The following is a 19,340-nucleotide window of genomic DNA, read 5'->3' as shown; positions in this document are numbered from 1 at the left end:
ATGAAAAAAATTTTTTTGTGGTTGGTAATCGTTATTGTCAGTGTTTTTATGTTCGGTAAAACTGAGTTAGTTTTTTGGCATTATTGGGATGGTGAAAATGGCAAAAAGCTGGAAGCATTGGTGGAAAAATTTAACTCTGAGCATCCTGAAATAGAAGTTCAGCCTGTCTTTATACCCGGATCGGATTTGTTAATTAAAATTCAAACTTCTATTCTTTCGGGGCAAACACCTGATTTTGCAATTTCAGATATTATTGGAGTTCCTTTGATTTTGGATACAGGTAAAGTTGTTGATCTCATGCCTTTTGTTGAGAAAGATAATTACGACCTAAATGATTTTTATGAAAGCACCTTAGTTTATGGAAAACTTGGTGAGAGTTTATACAGCATTCCGGTGAGTTCGAGTAATCTTGGGTTGTTCTGGAACAAAAATTTATTTAAGGAAGCAGGGTTGGATCCAGAAGCACCACCAAAAACATGGGAAGAATTAATAGAATTTAGCGAGATAATAAAAGAAAAAACAGGTAAATTTGGTTACGAACTATTTTTAGATGGGGGAGAAGGGACAACATGGCAATGGCAAATATTTTTATGGCAAGCAGGAGGAGAGTTTCTTGATTCTATTTCAAATTATAGAAAGTCAGCTTTTAATTCAGAGTCAGGAGTAAAAGCACTTCAGTTTTGGGTGGATTTAACAAATAAATACAGCACTTCCCCCATAGCTCCTTGGGGTTTATTTGGTAGAGGAGAAGCTGCTATGGTTATGGATGGATCCTGGATGACTCAATTTTTCCCCATGCAAGTAAATTTTGAGTTGGGAAGCGCTATTTTCCCGTATCCAGAAGATGGAAAACCTGCAACCAATATGGGTGGTGAACAGATATTTATTTTTGAAAAATCCAAAGCAAAAGTAGAGGCATCTTGGGAATTTATAAAATGGTTTACAAGTACTGAAATCCAGATTGATTGGGATAAAGCAACAGGTTTTATACCAGTCAAAAAGTCTGTTGCGGAAAGTGAAAATTACACCGCTTACATAAAAAATACAAATAGACTCCTGCTACCATTTATCGAAGCTCAACAGTACGCCCACGCTAGACCTCCAATAAAGGAGTATTCACAGGTCTCTGATATAGTATCAGGTGCTATAATGAGCGCAGTCTATAAGAAGAGTACACCCCAACAAGCTCTTGATCAAGCAGCAAATCAAGTTGATCTTCTATTGAGCAAGGAGTGATTGAATGTTTCCAAAAGTAGGTGGGTCTCTGACCCCCCATTTTTTAGAAAAGGAGAAAATAGCTCTAAATATATTTCTCATGCCTTCTATCCTAATCATCCTAATTTTCAATATATTTCCAGCTTTTTACTCATTTTTCTTAACTTTCTTCGAGTGGAATGGTTTTAATCCTACTAAAGAATTCATCGCTTTCGACAACTATATCTCTGCATTAAAAGATCCTGAATTAAGAAATTCCATAGTAGTTACTCTCATATATTCAGTATTTGTAACCTTTGCTTCAATGTTTTTGGGAGTTCTAATTGCCCTAACTTTAAATATGGATTTAAAAGGGAAATCTATATTCAGATTAATTTATTTTATCCCGGTCATTACCCCAAGCGTAGCCTCAGGAGTCACTTGGAAATATTTGTTTGATCCGTATAATGGAGTGATAAATAATTTACTTGGATATTTCAATATTGTCGGTCCTCTATGGTTAAACGATCCTTCTTGGGCTCTTTTCTCTGTGTCTGTTGTTGGAATTTGGAAAAGGACAGGGTTTTGTATGGTAATCTATTTAGCAGCTTTACAAGATATCTCAAAAAGTTATTTAGAAGCGGCACAAATAGATGGAGCTAATGAATGGCAGATATTTAGATACATTAAATTTCCTTTGCTAACTCCCACATCACTTTTCTTGATAATAACAGGTTTAATTGAGTCATTTCAAGTTTTTGATTTAGTGTATACTATGACGAATGGTGGGCCCATAGGAGCTACCGATGTTCTTGGATTTTTACTATATAGACATGCATTTAAGTATTTCAATTTAGGTTATGCTTCTGTAGTTTCTGTGTTAATGTTTATTATTCTATTTGTATTATCTATGGTACAGTGGAAGTATACGGGAGGAGGCAGGAAAGTTGATTAAGAAAAATTTAAGTGTCAAAAAAATAATTCTATATTTTTTTCTTATTTTAGGAGCTTTTATCAGTATAATGCCTTTCATGTGGTTGGTAACAACTTCTTTGAAATCTCCAGGGAAAATATTTTCAGCACCTTTATTAATTCCTACAAATTTTTATTTTAAAAATTATATTGAAGCATGGCAATCAGTCCCCTTTGCTAGATATATCTTGAATAGTATGATAATGTCTAGCGGAATTGTTTTCTTTCAAACTCTATTTTCAGCAATGGCTGGTTATGCATTTGCTAGGTTAAAATTTAAATTTAGGGATGTTTTATTCATAATTTTTTTAATAACAATGATGATACCTGAGCCTGTTAAAATAATCCCAAATTTTTTGATAATAAAAAATTTGGGATGGTATGACACTTACAGGGCTCTTATCGTCCCTCGTGCGGTTAGTGTTTTTGCAATATTTCTTTTTAGACAATTCTTCCTTTCTATCCCAACAAGCTTAGAAGAAGCTGCGAGGATAGAGGGAGCGGGATTGTTCAGAATATTTTTTCAAATAATATTACCAATATCAAAACCTGTAATAGTAACGAATATTTTATTTTCTTTTTTATTTTCATGGAACGATTTTTTATGGCCTTTGATTGTTACTGATTCCGAGAAAATGAGAACTATTCAAGTAGGGTTGTCATATTTTCAAGGTAGATATGGAATAAGATGGGAACTTTTATCCGCAGCAACTATTTTTGCTATCTTACCATCTTTAATAGTTTTTCTAATAGCACAAAAGTATTTTATTGAGGGAATATCAACATCTGGGTTAAAGGAGTGATGACCTGTGAAAGATAGTGATCTAATTCTATATGAAATTTTTCCTGATCGTTTTTTTAAGGGAGGAACTTATGCAAAAAAATACAAAAAATGGGAAGACTTACCTAATAGAAACAGTCATTTTGGAGGAAATTTGAGAGGAATCAAGGAGAAAATACCCTATTTGAAAGAACTTGGAATAAACTGCTTATATTTAACACCGATCTTTAAGGCTAAAAGACCTCACAAATATGATACTGAAAATTATATGGAAATTGATCCAAATTTTGGGAATATGAATGATTTTGATGAGTTACTACAAAGTTTACATGAGCAAAATATTAGATTAATCCTTGATGGAGTTTTCCTCCATACAGGTGATCACTTTTGGGCTTTTAAAGATGCTGAAAAAAAAGGTGGAGAATCGTTATATTGGCAATGGTACTTTTTCAATGGATACCCTGTAAAAAGACTCCCTAAACCGAATTATGAAAACTCTGGAATATATTACCTTCCTAGACTGAATCATAATAATGAGGAAGTAATTGATTATTTGAAGCAAGTAGTGGCCTATTGGACTCTGAAAGGAATAGACGGTTGGAGATTTGACATGCCATGGCATATAGGACCTGTTTTCTGGAATGAAATAGTCGGTGTGGCAAAGAATATTAACTCTGATATTATATTAATAGGAGAGTATTGGAATAATCCATCAGAAATACTCGAAGATTATCCTTTTCATGGTGTTATGGACTATATTTTTAGAAACGAAGTGATAAAATTACTTAAAGGGGAAATAAATCCTATTGATTTTGCCGAAAAACTTAAGTATAAAACGAATAGTAAATTTAATCGATGCTGGAATATGTTGGGAAGCCATGATACCAGCAGAATTAGAGGAGTCCTGAAAAGTGATGCAAAAGTTAAAATTGCATTTACCCTTGCATTTACTATTCCAGGGAACCCGATTATATATTATGGAGATGAAATTGGAATGTTTGGAGGTAAAGATCCAGATTGTAGAAGAACATTTGTCTGGGATGAAAAAAGGTGGGATTTATCAATATACGAACATATCAAAAATGTTATAAACTTTAGAAGAACATTTAACAAAATTCAGAATTTCGATTTTGTAAAATTGAATAACTATGAGATAAGTTACTTAATTGAGAATGATGATAGATCATATTTAATAAATATTAATTTAAAGGAATTTCAATCTACAATAAAAAGAGTTTAGGGGGTTTATATGTATTTCAAGATTGAAGAAGATGGAAACTTAACTTATTTTCAAATATTTCCGAAAGAATACATAATAAGTAACAGATCTTCCACAATGTTGTTGAAAAACTGCATGCCTTTTTCTGTTTTTTCCAACAAGTATGGAACGGTAATCTCAAAAATAAGATTAAACTTTTACCCAAGTCAAAGGGTGAAATTTTGGCCTGATGGCATGTCAGCTAATAATGGTTTATCAAAAATGTCTGTTATGAGCGATCCATCTGCTTATTCTTTCCTTGTTAAATTTAAAAATTTAAAAAATTTAGTCTTCTCTTTCACCCCTGTTTTTAAAAAAGAATTCAAATTACCTTTTTTCGATAAGATAGAAATTCCTATAAGTTACCAACAGGAAGTAGAAAATAAATGTTTGGCATTCGCTGATGACTTTAAAATTATCATTAAAAAAGGTGAAATAAGAGATCTAATAAAAGGTGAAAAAGTAGCCTTCGTGTTGAGATCTGACGAGAACAACGAAATAGAAATTATTATTGGAAAAGAAGAAAATAATTTAGAAAAAAAGAACACAGAATACATTAATTATCTGAAAAGTTTGATACAAAACAAAGACTTAAGTGAGTTAGAAAAATCAGAGTTTTTATTTACAATGCACACTGCTTTTTCTTCTATAAAAGATTATGATGGAAACCTAGCTTTAGCGGCAGGGGTTAATTATTCTTTCCCGAATAGGACATATTTTAGAGATAGTTTTTGGACTATCCAGCCAATAATAAAAGTCGATCCAAAATTTGCTAAAAACCAAATTTTATTTTTGTCCGAAGGTGTTCACGAAGATGGAAGCTGTCCAAGCGGTGTTATGAAATTAGGTGAAGAAGAATTGGCTTTTATTAGAAGTAAAAAAAATATGTTACCCAAAAAAGCAAAAGAATTTTATAAATACGAAAAAGATTGGTGGTCAAACCATCATGACTCTGGAGGGTATTACATAATACTTTTGTCTGATTATATTAATAATACTGGAGACTTGAGTATTTTAAAAGAACGATTTCCAGACGGCACAGTACTGGATAAGATTGGTAATATTCTTAAAAGGTATATTAGTTTAGATATTGATAATGATTTATTATTTGAAAAGCCTTATGATTCAAACGATTGGGCGGATAATGTGTACAGAAATGGAGCTGTTACCTACGATTTGGCGATTCAGATAAAAGCTTTTGAAGAAGCTTCTTTAATATATGATTTAATTGGTGAGGAAAAGATTGCTGAAGATATAAGAGAAAAATATCGAATAATGAAACACAATTTCAACAAAAAGATGTGGAACGAGAAAAAAGGGTGTTTTAATGATTTTATTGGTGACTATTTGGAAGATCACTTGAATATAGATACGATATTGGCTTTGCTTTTTGATATAGCAGATGAAGACAAAAAAAGAAAAACTTTAAACGCTATGGAAAGACTGCTTGAAACAAAAAATAACAAAGAGCAAAAGTTTGAAGATTGGGGGGTTATGTCCGTTTGGCCATTTTTTAAATCAAAAAAACACCTTTTCAGTAAAAGTATTTTCCCATACAGGTACCACAACGGGAGTGATTGGCCTTATTTGTCTTCTATATATGCCTTGGTTAAGAAAAGAGAAGGTATGGATTATAGATATCCTTTAACTAGATGGTGGGAATACTCTTTAGAAAAAGGATGGATAAACCCTGTGGAATACTATAGCCCAATTTATGCTCGAGGATCACTCAACCAAGGATGGTCTTCCTTGGCTGCAACATTATTTCTTTGAATTATCAACGATTAAAAGTAATTTGAACCGATTAGAAAGAATTAGAGATGATTATTGTATAAATAATTAATTTCATTTTAGAACGAATTAATTGTATAATATAAATAAGAATTTATAAAAGGAGATGATCAACGTGAGTAAAGTCGAAGATTATTTTAATGTGGAAGGCAAAGTAATAGCAATAACGGGTGGAGCAGGCGTTCTATGCTCTGAAATGGCTAGATCCTTGGGAGAAGCTGGTGGGAAGATTGCTGTAGTGGATCTATCAGAAAGAGCTATGGCCCTGTTAAGTAATGAATTAACAGAAAAAGGTGTTGAACACATAACGATAAAAACTAACGTCTTGGAAAAAAATGATTTAATAAGAGCAAAAGATGAAATTCTTGAAACATTTGGTAAAATAGATATACTGATAAACGGGGCAGGTGGCAACAAACCGGAGGCAACAACAAGTAAAGACAAATCATTTTTTGAACTCCCAGAAGATGCAGTACAATGGGTTTTTAACTTGAATTTCTTAGGTACATTTTTGGCAAGTCAAGTGTTTGGAGAATATTTTGCAGAAAAAGGTTATGGAGAGATAATAAATATTTCATCGATGAACGCATTTAGACCCTTGACAAAGATCCCTGCTTATTCTGCAGCTAAAGCAGCTGTGAGTAATTTTACACAATGGTTAGCGGTTCATATGAACCACAACTACTCGAAAAAAATAAGGGTCAATGCGATAGCTCCAGGATTTCTCTTAACCAATCAGAATCGATTCTTACTGACCAACCAAGACGGTAGTTTAACCCAAAGGGGAAATCAAATATTGGATCATACACCTATGGGAAGGTTTGGAGAACCTAAAGATCTAATTTCTACAGTGATGTGGTTGATAAGTGACAGTTCTGAGTTTGTTAACGGTGTTGTTGTTCCAATAGATGGAGGGTTCGCAGCTTATAGTGGCGTATAATATGTTTTATTTTTGTTTAGGGAAGCTATAAGTTCCAATTTTTCTTTGGGAGAGAGTTAAATAAAAAATAGAAGGAGTTGATATAATGGATCAGCAAAAGAGCGATATAGCGGTTATAGGAATGGCGGTGATGGGGCAGAACCTTGCTTTAAACATGGAATCTAAGGGTTTTAAGGTATCTGTTTACAATAGAACAAATGAAAAAACCGAAAGATTTGTGGAAGAAAGAGCAAAAAATAAAAATATCCAAGTGGCTTTCTCTATTGAAGAACTTATTAATTCATTAAAAACACCAAGAAAGATCATCCTGATGGTTAAAGCTGGTAAACCGGTTGATGATGTAATCAACGAACTTTTACCCTATTTGAATAAGCAAGATATAATCATAGACGGAGGAAATTCTTTTTACAAAGATACAGACAGGAGATACGAAGATTTACTTAAAAAAGGAATAAGATTTTTAGGAACCGGCATAAGTGGAGGGGAATACGGTGCGTTACACGGTCCATCCATTATGCCTGGGGGAGATGAATCCGCATATGAAGAGGTAAAAGAGATACTCGAAGCTACTGCTGCTCAAACAGAAGATGGTCCATGTGTTACTTACCTTGGTCCCAAATCAAGTGGTCATTATGTTAAAATGGTTCACAACGGGATAGAGTACGCCATCATGGAGTTGATAGCAGAAACATACGATATTATGAGGAAAGTACTTAAAATGAATCCTCAGGATATGTGTAAATTATTTAAAGAATGGAATGAAGACCACAAGTCTTATTTGATGGAAATTAGTTATAAGATTTTAGAGTGGAAAGACGAAGAAACAGGTCAACCAATCGTTGACGTTATTTTAGACAGTGCAAAACAGAAAGGTACCGGGAAATGGAGTGTTCAAGACGCTTTAGACTTGAATATATCAATCCCCACTATAAACGCTGCCGTAAATGCAAGAACCTTATCCTCAATAAAAGATGAAAGGATGAGGATTGGAGAAATATATGAAACCCCCATCGAAATGAATTTAGACGAAAGCTTTATCAATTCTTTAAGGGATGCTTTGTATATTTCAACGATAATTGCTTACGCAGAAGGTATGAAGTTGTTGCAAGTTGCCTCCAAAGAGTACGAGTATAACTTAGATTTATCTGAAGTTGCAAGGATTTGGGAAGATGGATGTATAATAAGATCCACATTTTTAAAACCCATTCAAAGGACATTTAAAAATGATCCCAATTTAGTAAATTTGATAATTTCTGACGAATTCAAAAATGATATTAAGGAGAAAATTCCAAAGCTGAGAGAGGTAGTTTCAGAGATTAAAAAAGCTGGTATACCTATTCCTGCTCTCAGTTCAGCCCTTGATTATTTTGATGGGTTAAGTTCAAAAGAGTTACCGGCGAATCTGATTCAGGCACAGAGGGATTATTTTGGTGCTCACACGTACGAAAGAAAGGACAAAGAGGGAATTTTCCACACAGAATGGCAAGATATACATAATATATAGCAAAGGGGGTAAAGAGGTGTCGGAAGACAATACGAACATCGCGATAGTAAATTCCAGCACTTTTGGTATATATTTTCCCGATTTAATGCAAAGATTAAAAAAAATAGGTATCGTTGAAAGAATAACGGTGGATCCCCAAATATCAGGAAGAGAGTTAGCAGTCAAATTGAAAGGATTTAAATTTGTTATAGCAAGCGTTACACCAAATTTTACTTCAGAATTTTTTCAATACAACAAAGATGTAAAATTAATTGCCCGCCACGGTATCGGATACAACAATGTGGATATAAAAGCTGCCACAGAAAGTGGTGTTATGGTTACAAAGGTTCTTGGTATTCACGAAAGAGATTCCGTTGCAGAACTTGCTATTGCTTTGATTCTCATATGTCTCAGGCAAATTATTCCTGCGAATAAAGCGGTTAAAGAAAATAAATGGCAAGATAGAAGAAGTTTTGTTGGTGATGAAATATCAAAATTGACGGTAGGAATAATTGGTTATGGAAATATTGGAAGCCGTGTTGCTGAGATAGTAAAAGAGGGATTCGGCTCAAAAGTAATAGCGTATGACCCTTATATAGCTGACAAGGTCATAGAAAAAACCGGGGTAACACCTGTAAGTTTTGAAGAACTTTTAAAAACATCCGACGTAATAAGTTTAAATGCTTCCTTAAATGAAGGGAACTATCATTTTATAAACAAAAGTGCTTTCGACTTAATGAAAAATGGGGTTGTAATAGTTAATACAGCAAGAGGAGAATTGATAAACCAGAATGATTTCATAGAGGCTTTAGAATCGAAGAAGGTTTCAGCTGCAGGGCTTGATGTATTAGAAGAAGAACCGATAAACCCAAATAATCCATTACTGAAATACCCTAATGTGTACATACTGCCTCATATAGGAGGATATGGGAAGTATTCATTAAGAAAAATGGATGAAAAAATGGTTGAAGATATAGAAAAGCAGATTAAAGGTGAAATCCCCGAACAAATAGTTAACCCTGAAGTTATAGAAAAAAATATAACACAATTCAGAGGTCGAAAATAAGTTATTAGTTTAAGATAATCTGCATCGGCAAAGACTTTCTCAATTTCTATTGATGAGAAGCAGGTTGCAGGAGTAAAGACTTCTTAATCCTTACGGGTGGGGAGCGGGGCGAAGGGGCGCTAAAGCTGATTAAATTTAACTTACAACAATAGAAATCTTTCAAAAATTTGTGGATTCTAAAGAAAAAATAAAACAACAAAAGGGGTTTTGGTTATGAAATGTGTTTTAGTCCTCGATGTGGGGACGACAAACATGAAAGTAGCGATTGTAAACGAAATAGGTGACATTATCTCTCAAGAAGTTAAAAAGATAAATTTAGTTCAGTCTGCGGAAGGGGTAGCGGAACACGATCCTCAAGAATTATGGGGAAACTTTTTAGATATTTCAAAGAAGATAATCACAAACTTCGAAGGTGATATTTCATTATTAATTTTTTCTGGGTACCAATTCGGTTTTCTACCGATAGATCAAAAAGGTAATCCTTTGATGAATATGGTAACACTCTTAGACACAAGATCACAGAATATAATGAACGAAGTTGAAGAAAGATTTTCCTTTGAAGAGATATACAAAAAGACTGGTTGCCCACCTGCTTTTAATTATACAATAGCCAGAATATTGTGGTTGAAAAAAGAAAAACCAGAAATTTTTGCCAAAACCTATAAGTTCTTGGACATTAAAAGTTTCTTCACATTCAAATTAACGGGTAAGTGTTACACAGAACCAAGTTTAGCCTCAGTCACACAACTTTTGAATATAAAAACGCAAAAATGGGATGAAGAACTAATAAAAAGATTGGGAATTGATAAAGATCAATTGCCTGATCTTGTTCCTGGGAACGTAATTGTGGATACAGTAAAAAAAGAAATAGCTAAAGAAATTGGTCTCGAAAAAGAAGTTCCTATTATGTTAGGAGTATATGATGGTGGGGCAATGATTTTAGGAATGGGGGGTTATAAAAAAAGTGCTGTATGTAATTTAGGTACTACTGCAATGTTTAGAAGCGCATATAATGAGCCATTACTTGATAAAACAGGGCAGTACAGGCTTCAAACCTATGCTCTATTACCTGGGATGTGGGCTATAGGAGGAGCGGTTAACAATGCAGGTGTAGTATTGGAGTGGTTTAGAAATAATATAGCTAATGGTATGAATTATGATCAAATAAACGAAGAGGCTTTGAAGGTTAAAGTCGGTTCCGAAGGCCTTATTTGCTTCCCGTTTCTAACAGGAGAAAGAGATCCACGAATAGGCAGCTTATCTACAGGGAGTTTTTTTGGATTAAAAACTTTTCACAACTTAAGTCACATGGCAAGATCTATATATGAAGGTGTAGGTTATGGGCTGAACATGATAAAAACAGCTTTAGAAGAAAACGACGTCAATTTAAAAAGATTGACAGTTGGGGGCTCAGGCAGCAAAAGCGATGCCTGGATTCAAATTTTAGCTGATATATTCAACATCCCTGTAACCAAATCAAAGACAGAAAATGCAACGTTGATAGGTGAATCGATGGTAGCTTTTTCACAATTGGGAGTTTACAACGATATTGAGCAAGCTGGGGAAGTTATGATAAAACTGGGGAAGAGTTTTGAGCCTCAAACCTCGTCAGTTAAAACATATGAGGCTTATTACAATTTTTTTGAAAAAATGATCCAAAACTATCGGGATATGTATACCTTACATACGCAATTGATCAATTCTTGAGGTGGGAAAGAAAAATGGCAATAAAATTTAGAGAAGCAAAAATAGAAGATTATGAGCAGATGTATAGATTGTGGGAAACAACAGAAGGCATGGGGTTGAGCGAATCTGATACAAAAGAAAATATTGAAAGATTTTTGAATAAAAACCCAGGTTTAAATTATGTATGTGAAGATAATGAAAAAATTGTTGGTACAATACTATGTGGCGAAGACGGAAGAAGAGGATATCTTTACCATCTTGCGGTTGATAAGAAGTATAGAAGGAATGGGATAGGGAAAGAATTGGTAAACTTGGTTTTAAATAGTTTAAAAGAAAAAGGTATCATAAAATGCCATTTGTTTGTTTATTATGAGAATGAAATTGGCAAGACATTTTGGGAAAAAACAGGGTGGTACAAACGTGACGAATTACTGATTTACTCAAAGGATATTAAATAAATCATGGGTTACTATTGATCACAGGTTTTCTCAAAAATAAACTGTTTGCCTTTTCCACCATGGCTATCATAAGAAAGACTAATATAGTTAAATATATGGGATATAACCTTATATCGAAATGTTCTTGCAAAAATCCGAACAAGGGTGGCATAAGAGTTATTCCAAGGTATGCTGAAGCCATCTGTAACCCTATAATGGAATGTGATGCATCCTCACCAAAATTAGTTGGTGTTGAATGCATCAAACTTGGATATATCGGTGCACAACCTAAACCTATGAGAATAAGGCCTATAAATGCCGTATAATTGCTAAAAGGAAGAATCAATAGTAACAATCCTAAAATGATTATCCCTTGCCCCAAACGTATCATATTTTTATTATTCATTTTGAAAGTTATAAATCCAGATATAAACCTTCCTATTGTAATTCCGAAATAAAATGAAGCAGCCCATTTGGCTGCTATTTCAGCAGACATACCTCTATTTAGTACTAAATAACTTGCCGCCCACAAACCAGTAGTTGCCTCTAAAGCACAATAAGAAAAAAAGGCGATCATAATAGACATTACCCCTGGTAAGGCAACAACATCTTTTAAAGAATAATTTTTGTATTTTTCTTCTTCGGCTTTGTTATCTGTTTTCTTATCTTTCCACAGAGGCAAAGTAAAAAATAGTACAGAGGTTAAAACAATCTGAATTAACGAAATAGTAAAATATCCTGAATTCCATTTAAAACCGTTAGTCAACAATATCCCCATAATATATGGTCCAATTGTGGCTCCAACTCCCCAAAAGCAATGTAACCAGTTCATATGTCTAGCTTTGTAATGTAGGGCGACAAAATTGTTAAGTGCCGCATCAACACTTCCTGCACCTAAACCGTAAGGTATCCCCCACAAACACAAATGCCAAAAAGAAGTTGATATAGAAAAACCAAACAATGCTATAGCAGTCATTCCAACGCTTATGGCGGTTAGTTTCCCAGTACCAAGTTTATATATAGACTTTCCGCTGAACAATGTTGAAAAAATAGTTCCTCCAGAGATGATCATTGATATAATTCCTGCATACGATACGGGCACGTTTAATGTTTTATACATGCTTGGCCAGGCTGACCCTAAAAGAGCATCTGGCAATCCGAGACTGATGAATGAAATATAGATAATCACTAGTAAGATAGAATACATATTAAAATCTCTCCGTTGATTTAAAATTTGAATAAGTTCGAATTATAGTATAGGTATTTTTGGTGATTGATTATATTTACAGATTTAATCCTAAATTTTGAAAATGCTTTTTACTAAAACGCATTCCATAAAAACACAAAAATGAATATGCATCCCCAGGCATTTCTTGTGATTTCTCTTACCATTAGCATACCATAAATAATGATAATTACACTTAACATTTCAATGAAGCCTTCAAGGGTAACACCTATCATACCGTGTATTAAAATACACGCTATCGCAGAAAAAATCGCACCCCAATTGAGCAATCTGTTTTTCCAGGGAAACCGCAGATTAATTTTATCGCTGATTACCACATAGTTAAAGCCCTCAAAAGAGCCCCACGCTGTTGCGATAATTAACATTGTCACTATATTAACGGGGGACCCGCTTGATAGAGCTTCTTTCGTCATCCATACAGCCTGAAAAGGTAAATAACTTGTTATCTGTTGTGTTACAGCTAAAAAAATGATATGTGGAACAAAACAAAGTACGCAGAGGGCAATGGACATCAAAGTACCTTTTAACCTTAAACCATGTGAAAAAAAGCTTTCTTTTCTATAAATTGCTACTATGCTAATTCCTAATCCGGCGATACTAAATTGACATATGGCAGCAATCAAAGTTCTTAACAAAATGGGTAAATGCACATTCTTGACTACGTTGTTAAACTGGCTTTGGAAAGCCATATATATTCCAAGAGCTGCAAAAGTTGTAATCAGAATTATCCATATATCAGCATTCAGCCTTTTCTGTTCTATTGTTGTTTTTTTCATACCCATATTAAAAATCTTCTCCCTTGTATAGCACCCAATAAAAATATTAGGAATTTAAAATGAGTGTCAACCAACTGTCGACTAACTTGGAGGGATTTTTCTCTCCTTTTTGTCTAAGAACTGTACTTGTTCCTTTCAAAACTTACTTCATAAATGGTTGCACTGGATTTTGAGACATATGTTTGTCATTTGTATACAGATCATTTTATAATTGCTTATATCTTTTGGGCCAGTAAATATCCATAGATCTTTGCTTTGTCCGAAAACTTTTTCAAACACATTGACAAAATTTGATATGATGTATATAATAGTATCATATCAAATAATTTTGATATGAGGTGATTAAGTTGGCAACTGTTTATGAAGAACAGGCAAAAGTATTTAAAGCGTTTTGCGATGAAACACGTCTGCGAATACTGCAACTACTTCGTAGCGGTGAAAAATGCGCTTGTGTTTTGCAAGAACAGTTGAATTTGGGGCAGTCGGGACTTTCCTACCACATGAAAATTCTGGTTGAATCAGGGGTTGTAGAGAGCAGGAAGGAAGGGAAATGGACATACTACACAATTAGCGAGAAGGGCAGTGCCTATGCCGCTACTTTGCTCAAAAGGTTGACAACCCCTAAAGCGGTTGAAAAAGGAAACAATTGCTGCAAAACCATGCCCTCTAATGATAACTTTAAAACAGAAAAACACATTGAAATTATTTGATATTAACATTATTTTATTGAAAGAAGAGCAGTCACAGTTTTGACTGATATGTCATCTCTTATGGCGGGCTTTTAGAAGTCGAAGTGGTCCTAAAGATTTTGCAAAAAATCAAATAGAATTTGAAGGGTGGTTATATGGAAAAAAGTAAAAATACAGGGCTCAGTTTTTTTGAAAAATATCTTACAGTGTGGGTTATCTTGTGTATGATTGCAGGTGTACTGATTGGTAGATTTCTCCCTGGAATTCCTGGGTTTCTCGGACGCTTCGAGTATGCCAATGTATCCATACCGATTGCCATACTCATCTGGCTCATGATCTATCCCATGATGTTGAAGGTCGATTTTCAAAGTATTAAGAACGTCGGTAAAAATCCAAAAGGACTATTTGTAACATGGGTGATAAATTGGCTCATCAAGCCTTTCACTATGTTCGGAATCGCCTGGGTGTTTTTCTTTGTGATTTTCAAAGCACTTATCCCCCCAGAGCTAGCTAAGGAGTATCTGGCAGGTGCCATCCTTTTGGGAGCTGCACCTTGTACTGCAATGGTATTCGTATGGAGCCATCTGACAAATGGCAATGCTGCATATACTGTGGTACAGGTTGCAACTAATGACCTGATTATTCTTGTAGCTTTCACTCCGATCGTAGCATTTCTACTTGGAGTCGGAGGAGTATCTATTCCATGGGACACTCTGATTCTTTCGGTAGTTTTGTTCGTTGTCATTCCACTTGTAGGCGGAGTGATAACTCGGAATTATATTATCCGCAAGCATGGACTGGAATATCTTCAGAACCAATTTATTCCGAAGTTCGGAAATGTCACAACCATTGGACTTCTTTTGACATTAATCATCATTTTTTCATTCCAGGGTGATGTTATTCTCAATAATCCTTTACACATAATTTTGATCGCAATACCTCTGATTATACAGACATTCCTTGTTTTTTTCATTGCTTATTTTTCAAGCAAGGCATTAAAATTACCACATGATATCGCTGCACCAGCCAGTATGATCGGTGCGTCAAATTTCTTTGAACTTGCTGTCGCTGTGGCAATCTCTCTTTTCGGTACACAAAGTCCTGCCGCCCTTGCTACAATAGTTGGTGTTCTAACTGAGGTGCCGGTTATGTTGATGCTCGTAAAGATTGCAAATAGTACAAAAGAATGGTTCAAGCTTAAATCAAAGTTTGCTTTATGAAAATCCATCAGGAACATTTTCCAATTTATTGGAGAAATGAAAACTGTTTTAAGTTGTGGTATAATTATAGTATACAATTATATGAAGGGAATTTGGATGTTAAAAACATACAAGTTTTGTATATATCCAACAAACAAGCAAATAAACAAACTTAACGAGTCATTTACTGCCCTTCTATTCCTCAAGCCTTGACACCAGTGCCGCTGACTTGACTCGAACTTTCGTCGCCAGAAGTGGGAGCAGACAGACTGTCTCCATATGCGTCATTGCTTTATTCCTAACTTGTCAACAATTACTTTACCATCTGAATCTAATAACGGTGTAATACCCTTTGGCCCAATACCAGTGTTCATTAAATAATTAACTCCAGTTTGAGTATCAACAACGATATAAATAGCACCTAATCCTAATGATTGTTCTTCCTTAATGACAAACCGTTCCTGTTTCTTCTGTTTTTTAAACATATAAAAATCTTCCTAGTATAATATGTATGGATATGAAACTTAAAAAAGGTGGTGGTGAAAGGTAGTTCTCAGTTTTTGGCTTTACAAAGGCTTACACGCCATAGGTTCCATTTAGTTCATACACTCGCTTCTGAAAAGAATTGGATGCTTTCCAACATTTATCTGAAATTCAGTGAATTGGCTGTGAATAATAGGGATAAGCCCTTTTCCGATATATATGGTGCTACATCTTGTGCTGTTTTGACTGAGTTCTACTCTTTGGATGAGATAGTTTACAAACCCATTGGTGATTTAACTAAGTTCGTTATTGAAAAAAGTAAAAACAGGTTCAAAGATCCCGTGAAGGTTGCAACTCTTCTTAAACAAGCAGCCAATAATTCGTACAGATTAGACAAAATGGCTTATGAACCTTTGAATATCGCTATCTCTTCCTCCTTAAACGTAATAAAAGCCTTGGAAAAAGAAATAGAAACCGTTGATAAGGCTATTGAAAAAACGGTAAAAGGGCTTAATCCCATAGAATATAAATCACTCATCTCTGTCAGGGAACTTCTCTAAATCTTAAAATTCTGAATCACACAATTCATTGATTAGGGGTAACCCCCCCTCAAACTCGATGAAAACAAAAATCTCTTTTTTAAAAGTATTTGTTTGCACAATTCTACAAACAAATGATATCATATCCTTGACTCTTTTTGAAAGGAGACAAGGAAAAAATGGAGGCATTCGATATGGAGGATCCAGTGCAGGATCTTTTACAGTGACAGCTGTATATATAAATAATAAAAAGCAAATCTTTTTCAAAGACATAAATACTATCTAACCATTACACTATTTCGATGACAATTAATTATGTTCTAACACCTGTTCTATACTGGGTTAATTTATGCTATAATATAATCGATAATGGTAGAATAAAATTATAAAAGATTATTCACAAGTCTAATACTTTGCTATCTTGCCTACAAATGGGATATACTTAGTTAGGATAGTTTTGTTACAGCATCTTGCCATATGGTGTGGTGGATAGCCAAAAGGTAAGGGATATGAATGCCTCGCTCATTTCAGATAAGGATAAAAATATGTTTTGAAGAAAGTTTCGTAGTTTCTAAAGAAGGTATAAAATACCATAGGAAGGAGGTGTAGACGTCGATCAGGAAATACCAGCTAATGTATCACTGGGTCTGACATTGGGTAGTGCAGCTGGAGCGTTGTTTTTCTTAGCAAACCTTTATGTTCTGTTGCATCTTATACAGCAGATTATTGCTCCTAAGGCGCAATGGAAATGGCTTAATAATATGCGTGACAAGTGACATTATGTACATTATATCGGTAATATAGCAGCATTTATAGCCGTTGCGGTCCATGCTATGATGTTCGGGCAGTTTGCTTCGATATTTCACTGGATACTTATAGCCGTTATGGCATGGATGGTGTTTGCAGGTTTTGTCATGAGGTTTACCAAAGTTAGTCCCCAGTTTAAAAAAGTGCTGCGGCGGTTTCATTCTAAGTGGTATATGTTTGTGATTGTGTTGGTTCTGGTTATAATAGCTCATGTAGCTTCTCTCCCATCATTTCCTTATCCATTGGGATGGGTAAATCCCGTATTCCCTTTAAAATTTTTGAAACTTTTTTCATTTTTTATCCAAAAAAGTCTGGAGTGCTGCTAACACTTAAACGGTGTTTTGCTGCACTTCTTTTATTTATCATCCGCATCATTTAACAATAGAGGCAAATAAAAGTACAATATATCTGGAGGTGCTTTTCATGAGTAAACTTTTTACACCGTTTAAGGTAAAGGGACTTGAATTTAAAAATCGTATCATGATGTCGCCTATGTGCATGTATTCCGCCAGTGATGACGGAAAGTTAACCGACTGGCACTTTGTACATTATAGTACTAGGGCGATGGGAGGCGTCGGTCTTATTATGCAGGAGGCTACTGCCGTTGAGAGGCGCGGCAGGATTACTGCCAAAGACTTAGGCCTCTGGGATGACAGTCAGGTTGAGCCTCTGAAAAGAATGGTGGATTTTGTGCATTCAATAGGATGCAGTATAGGGGTTCAGTTGGCCCATGCAGGTAGGAAATGCGAGGTTAGAGGCGAGACGATTGTGGCCCCGTCAGCTATGGATTGGAGCGAAGAGTATCCTGTGCCAGCGGAGCTAACTAAGGAAGAGATTAAGGATATTGTAAAGGCTTTTGGCCAGGCTGCCATGAGAGCGGTAAAAGCTGGATACGATACTGTGGAGGTACATGCAGCACATGGTTACCTTATTCATGAATTTTTATCGCCACTTTCCAACAAAAGAACGGATGAGTACGGTGGAAAAAGAGAAAATAGAGTGAGATTTTTGCGTGAAGTACTAATTGAGATAAAGAAAAACATACCCGATAATATGCCAATTTTTATGAGAGTGTCTGCCACGGACTTTGTAGACGGAGGGCTTGATATAAATGAAACGGTAGAGATAGTAAAACTCGTGAAAGACCTTGTGGATATTGTGGATTGCAGTTCTGGTGGACTTTTATCACCAAGGATAGATTTATATCCTGGCTATCAGATCATTTACGCAGACACTGTAAAAAGGGAAACAGGGGTACCGTCTGTAGCTGTAGGTTTGATATCCAGTCCGGACATGGCGGAAGAAATAATAGGAAACGGAAGGGCGGATATGGTGGCACTGGGTAGGGTTCTTCTAAGGCAGCCATATTGGCCTGTATATGCGGCACATGAGCTTAAGGATGGAGATATAATAGCAGAGCAGTATTACAGGGGGAGATATAGATAAAGGTAGCAACTCTTATAAGTAATTTTGAAGGATACATAAGAAAAAGGAGAAATTTGTATGGGGTTTCATACAAATATTGTGATATTGTACAAAAATATGATGGATACAAATACGAGGAGGGGTAGACAATGAAAAAGATTTTATTACTTGCGCTTGTGAATGTTATGTTCATAAGCATATTGGCACTGTCCGTTTTTGCGTCAGAGCCAACGTATTCTTCCCAGAAAGCTAAAGACCTAGTATCCGAGATCTCAGGTATCGATTCGGCAAAGTTTAGTGCCAACCTGGGTCAGAGATACGACGCACCACGTCAGGCATGGAATATTCACTATAGGGATCAAGAAGTCAGTGTCAATGCCATAGTGGATGCTTCCACAGGTGAGCTTGTAAACTATGGGTACTACAAAAACTATTATGTCGGCAGCAAAGACAGCAATGTGCCAAACTACACCAGGGATGAGCTCAAAGAGACAGCTGTAAACTTCATAAAGAGATACGCATAACGTTGGCTTATATCCTCTGCCAATGGGGATTAATGCCAGAACGG

At 35.2% G+C, this 19,340-nt stretch carries 19 protein-coding genes; 16 read left to right on the top strand and 3 right to left on the bottom strand.

Annotated elements, in window-relative coordinates:
• The 10 genes from AD60_RS02315 to AD60_RS02270 all read left to right on the top strand — a co-directional run bounded on the left by AD60_RS02315 (position 1) and on the right by AD60_RS02270 (position 11,629).
• A complete protein-coding gene (locus tag AD60_RS02315; RefSeq protein ID WP_103927257.1) occupies positions 1-1,236 on the top strand; it encodes an ABC transporter substrate-binding protein in 1,236 nt (411 codons plus the stop codon).
• 4 nt (positions 1,237-1,240) lie between these two features.
• Positions 1,241-2,149 carry a carbohydrate ABC transporter permease gene (locus AD60_RS02310; protein WP_199177822.1) on the top strand — a complete coding sequence of 303 codons (909 nt, stop codon included), beginning with the start codon at positions 1,241-1,243 and terminating at the stop codon, positions 2,147-2,149.
• Positions 2,142-2,969 (top strand): carbohydrate ABC transporter permease, encoded by an 828-nt coding sequence (locus tag AD60_RS02305; protein WP_199177821.1) that lies wholly within the window; start codon positions 2,142-2,144, stop codon positions 2,967-2,969. The genes AD60_RS02310 and AD60_RS02305 overlap by 8 nt, the downstream gene beginning before the upstream one ends.
• Positions 2,970-2,975: 6 nt before the next feature.
• Positions 2,976-4,187, top strand: a complete 1,212-nt coding sequence (locus AD60_RS02300; RefSeq protein ID WP_103927256.1) for a glycoside hydrolase family 13 protein — start codon at positions 2,976-2,978, stop codon at positions 4,185-4,187.
• A 9-nt stretch (positions 4,188-4,196) separates the two neighbouring features.
• Complete coding sequence (locus AD60_RS02295) at positions 4,197-5,978, top strand: amylo-alpha-1,6-glucosidase (RefSeq protein ID WP_103927255.1); 1,782 nt, start codon at positions 4,197-4,199, stop codon at positions 5,976-5,978.
• Between the two features lie 133 nt (positions 5,979-6,111).
• Positions 6,112-6,936 (top strand): SDR family oxidoreductase, encoded by an 825-nt coding sequence (locus AD60_RS02290; protein ID WP_103876275.1) that lies wholly within the window; start codon positions 6,112-6,114, stop codon positions 6,934-6,936.
• Positions 6,937-7,021: 85 nt separating this feature from the next.
• On the top strand, positions 7,022-8,440 hold the full coding sequence (gndA, locus tag AD60_RS02285) for an NADP-dependent phosphogluconate dehydrogenase (protein WP_103927254.1): 1,419 nt from the start codon (positions 7,022-7,024) through the stop codon (positions 8,438-8,440).
• 16 nt (positions 8,441-8,456) lie between these two features.
• The gene (locus tag AD60_RS02280) at positions 8,457-9,485 is read left to right on the top strand and encodes a D-isomer specific 2-hydroxyacid dehydrogenase family protein (protein ID WP_103927253.1); all 1,029 of its coding nucleotides are present in this window, start codon (positions 8,457-8,459) and stop codon (positions 9,483-9,485) included.
• Between the two features lie 213 nt (positions 9,486-9,698).
• On the top strand, positions 9,699-11,192 hold the full coding sequence (locus AD60_RS02275; protein ID WP_103876272.1) for a gluconokinase: 1,494 nt from the start codon (positions 9,699-9,701) through the stop codon (positions 11,190-11,192).
• Between the two features lie 14 nt (positions 11,193-11,206).
• Positions 11,207-11,629, top strand: coding sequence for a GNAT family N-acetyltransferase (locus tag AD60_RS02270; protein ID WP_103876271.1), 423 nt, complete (start codon positions 11,207-11,209; stop codon positions 11,627-11,629).
• Between the two features lies 1 nt (position 11,630).
• Here AD60_RS02270 and AD60_RS02265 read toward each other — a convergent pair whose 3' ends face one another.
• Positions 11,631-12,815 carry a sugar MFS transporter gene (locus tag AD60_RS02265; RefSeq protein ID WP_103927252.1) on the bottom strand — a complete coding sequence of 395 codons (1,185 nt, stop codon included), beginning with the start codon at positions 12,813-12,815 and terminating at the stop codon, positions 11,631-11,633.
• Between the two features lie 113 nt (positions 12,816-12,928).
• Positions 12,929-13,630, bottom strand: a complete 702-nt coding sequence (locus AD60_RS02260; protein ID WP_233186792.1) for a hypothetical protein — start codon at positions 13,628-13,630, stop codon at positions 12,929-12,931.
• Positions 13,631-13,977: 347 nt separating this feature from the next.
• Here AD60_RS02260 and AD60_RS02255 point away from each other — a divergent pair, with 347 nt between their 5' ends.
• The 3 genes from AD60_RS02255 (at position 13,978) to AD60_RS10670 (ending at position 15,731) form a co-directional block, all read left to right on the top strand.
• Positions 13,978-14,340: a helix-turn-helix transcriptional regulator gene (locus AD60_RS02255; protein ID WP_103927250.1), complete on the top strand. Its 363-nt coding sequence runs from the start codon at positions 13,978-13,980 to the stop codon at positions 14,338-14,340.
• A gap of 134 nt (positions 14,341-14,474) precedes the next feature.
• The gene (arsB, locus tag AD60_RS02250; RefSeq protein WP_103876267.1) at positions 14,475-15,539 is read left to right on the top strand and encodes an ACR3 family arsenite efflux transporter; all 1,065 of its coding nucleotides are present in this window, start codon (positions 14,475-14,477) and stop codon (positions 15,537-15,539) included.
• Between the two features lie 36 nt (positions 15,540-15,575).
• Positions 15,576-15,731: a helix-turn-helix domain-containing protein gene (locus AD60_RS10670; protein WP_103876266.1), complete on the top strand. Its 156-nt coding sequence runs from the start codon at positions 15,576-15,578 to the stop codon at positions 15,729-15,731.
• Between the two features lie 71 nt (positions 15,732-15,802).
• Here the strand turns inward: AD60_RS10670 and AD60_RS02240 are convergent, their stop codons facing one another.
• Positions 15,803-16,003, bottom strand: coding sequence for a DUF6440 family protein (locus tag AD60_RS02240; RefSeq protein ID WP_103064580.1), 201 nt, complete (start codon positions 16,001-16,003; stop codon positions 15,803-15,805).
• A 54-nt stretch (positions 16,004-16,057) separates the two neighbouring features.
• Between AD60_RS02240 and AD60_RS02235 the strand changes: the two genes are divergently transcribed.
• The 3 genes from AD60_RS02235 to AD60_RS02215 all read left to right on the top strand — a co-directional run bounded on the left by AD60_RS02235 (position 16,058) and on the right by AD60_RS02215 (position 19,296).
• Entirely contained in the window at positions 16,058-16,561 is a 504-nt protein-coding gene (locus AD60_RS02235; RefSeq protein ID WP_103876265.1) for a hypothetical protein, read from the top strand.
• A gap of 1,209 nt (positions 16,562-17,770) precedes the next feature.
• Entirely contained in the window at positions 17,771-18,793 is a 1,023-nt protein-coding gene (gene namA / locus AD60_RS02220) for an NADPH dehydrogenase NamA (protein ID WP_103876262.1), read from the top strand.
• Positions 18,794-18,921: 128 nt separating this feature from the next.
• Positions 18,922-19,296: a hypothetical protein gene (locus tag AD60_RS02215; RefSeq protein ID WP_103876261.1), complete on the top strand. Its 375-nt coding sequence runs from the start codon at positions 18,922-18,924 to the stop codon at positions 19,294-19,296.
• The last annotated feature ends 44 nt before the right edge of the window (positions 19,297-19,340 follow it).

Source organism: Petrotoga sp. SL27, assembly GCF_002924605.1.
Taxonomy (GTDB): domain Bacteria; phylum Thermotogota; class Thermotogae; order Petrotogales; family Petrotogaceae; genus Petrotoga; species Petrotoga sibirica.
Note: the sequence above shows the minus strand (reverse complement) of the source record. Positions and strands in the feature narration are given on the sequence as shown.

Coding starts and splice junctions, on each gene's coding strand:
- AD60_RS02315 (WP_103927257.1), top strand. CDS start 1: ATGAAAAAAATTTTTTTGTGGTTGGTAATCGTTATTGTCAGTGTTTTT.
- AD60_RS02310 (WP_199177822.1), top strand. CDS start 1,241: ATGTTTCCAAAAGTAGGTGGGTCTCTGACCCCCCATTTTTTAGAAAAG.
- AD60_RS02295 (WP_103927255.1), top strand. CDS start 4,197: ATGTATTTCAAGATTGAAGAAGATGGAAACTTAACTTATTTTCAAATA.
- gndA (WP_103927254.1), top strand. CDS start 7,022: ATGGATCAGCAAAAGAGCGATATAGCGGTTATAGGAATGGCGGTGATG.
- AD60_RS02275 (WP_103876272.1), top strand. CDS start 9,699: ATGAAATGTGTTTTAGTCCTCGATGTGGGGACGACAAACATGAAAGTA.
- AD60_RS02270 (WP_103876271.1), top strand. CDS start 11,207: ATGGCAATAAAATTTAGAGAAGCAAAAATAGAAGATTATGAGCAGATG.
- AD60_RS02265 (WP_103927252.1), bottom strand. CDS start 12,815: ATGTATTCTATCTTACTAGTGATTATCTATATTTCATTCATCAGTCTC.
- AD60_RS02260 (WP_233186792.1), bottom strand. CDS start 13,630: ATGAAAAAAACAACAATAGAACAGAAAAGGCTGAATGCTGATATATGG.
- arsB (WP_103876267.1), top strand. CDS start 14,475: ATGGAAAAAAGTAAAAATACAGGGCTCAGTTTTTTTGAAAAATATCTT.
- AD60_RS10670 (WP_103876266.1), top strand. CDS start 15,576: ATGAAAACTGTTTTAAGTTGTGGTATAATTATAGTATACAATTATATG.
- AD60_RS02240 (WP_103064580.1), bottom strand. CDS start 16,003: ATGTTTAAAAAACAGAAGAAACAGGAACGGTTTGTCATTAAGGAAGAA.
- namA (WP_103876262.1), top strand. CDS start 17,771: ATGAGTAAACTTTTTACACCGTTTAAGGTAAAGGGACTTGAATTTAAA.
- AD60_RS02215 (WP_103876261.1), top strand. CDS start 18,922: ATGAAAAAGATTTTATTACTTGCGCTTGTGAATGTTATGTTCATAAGC.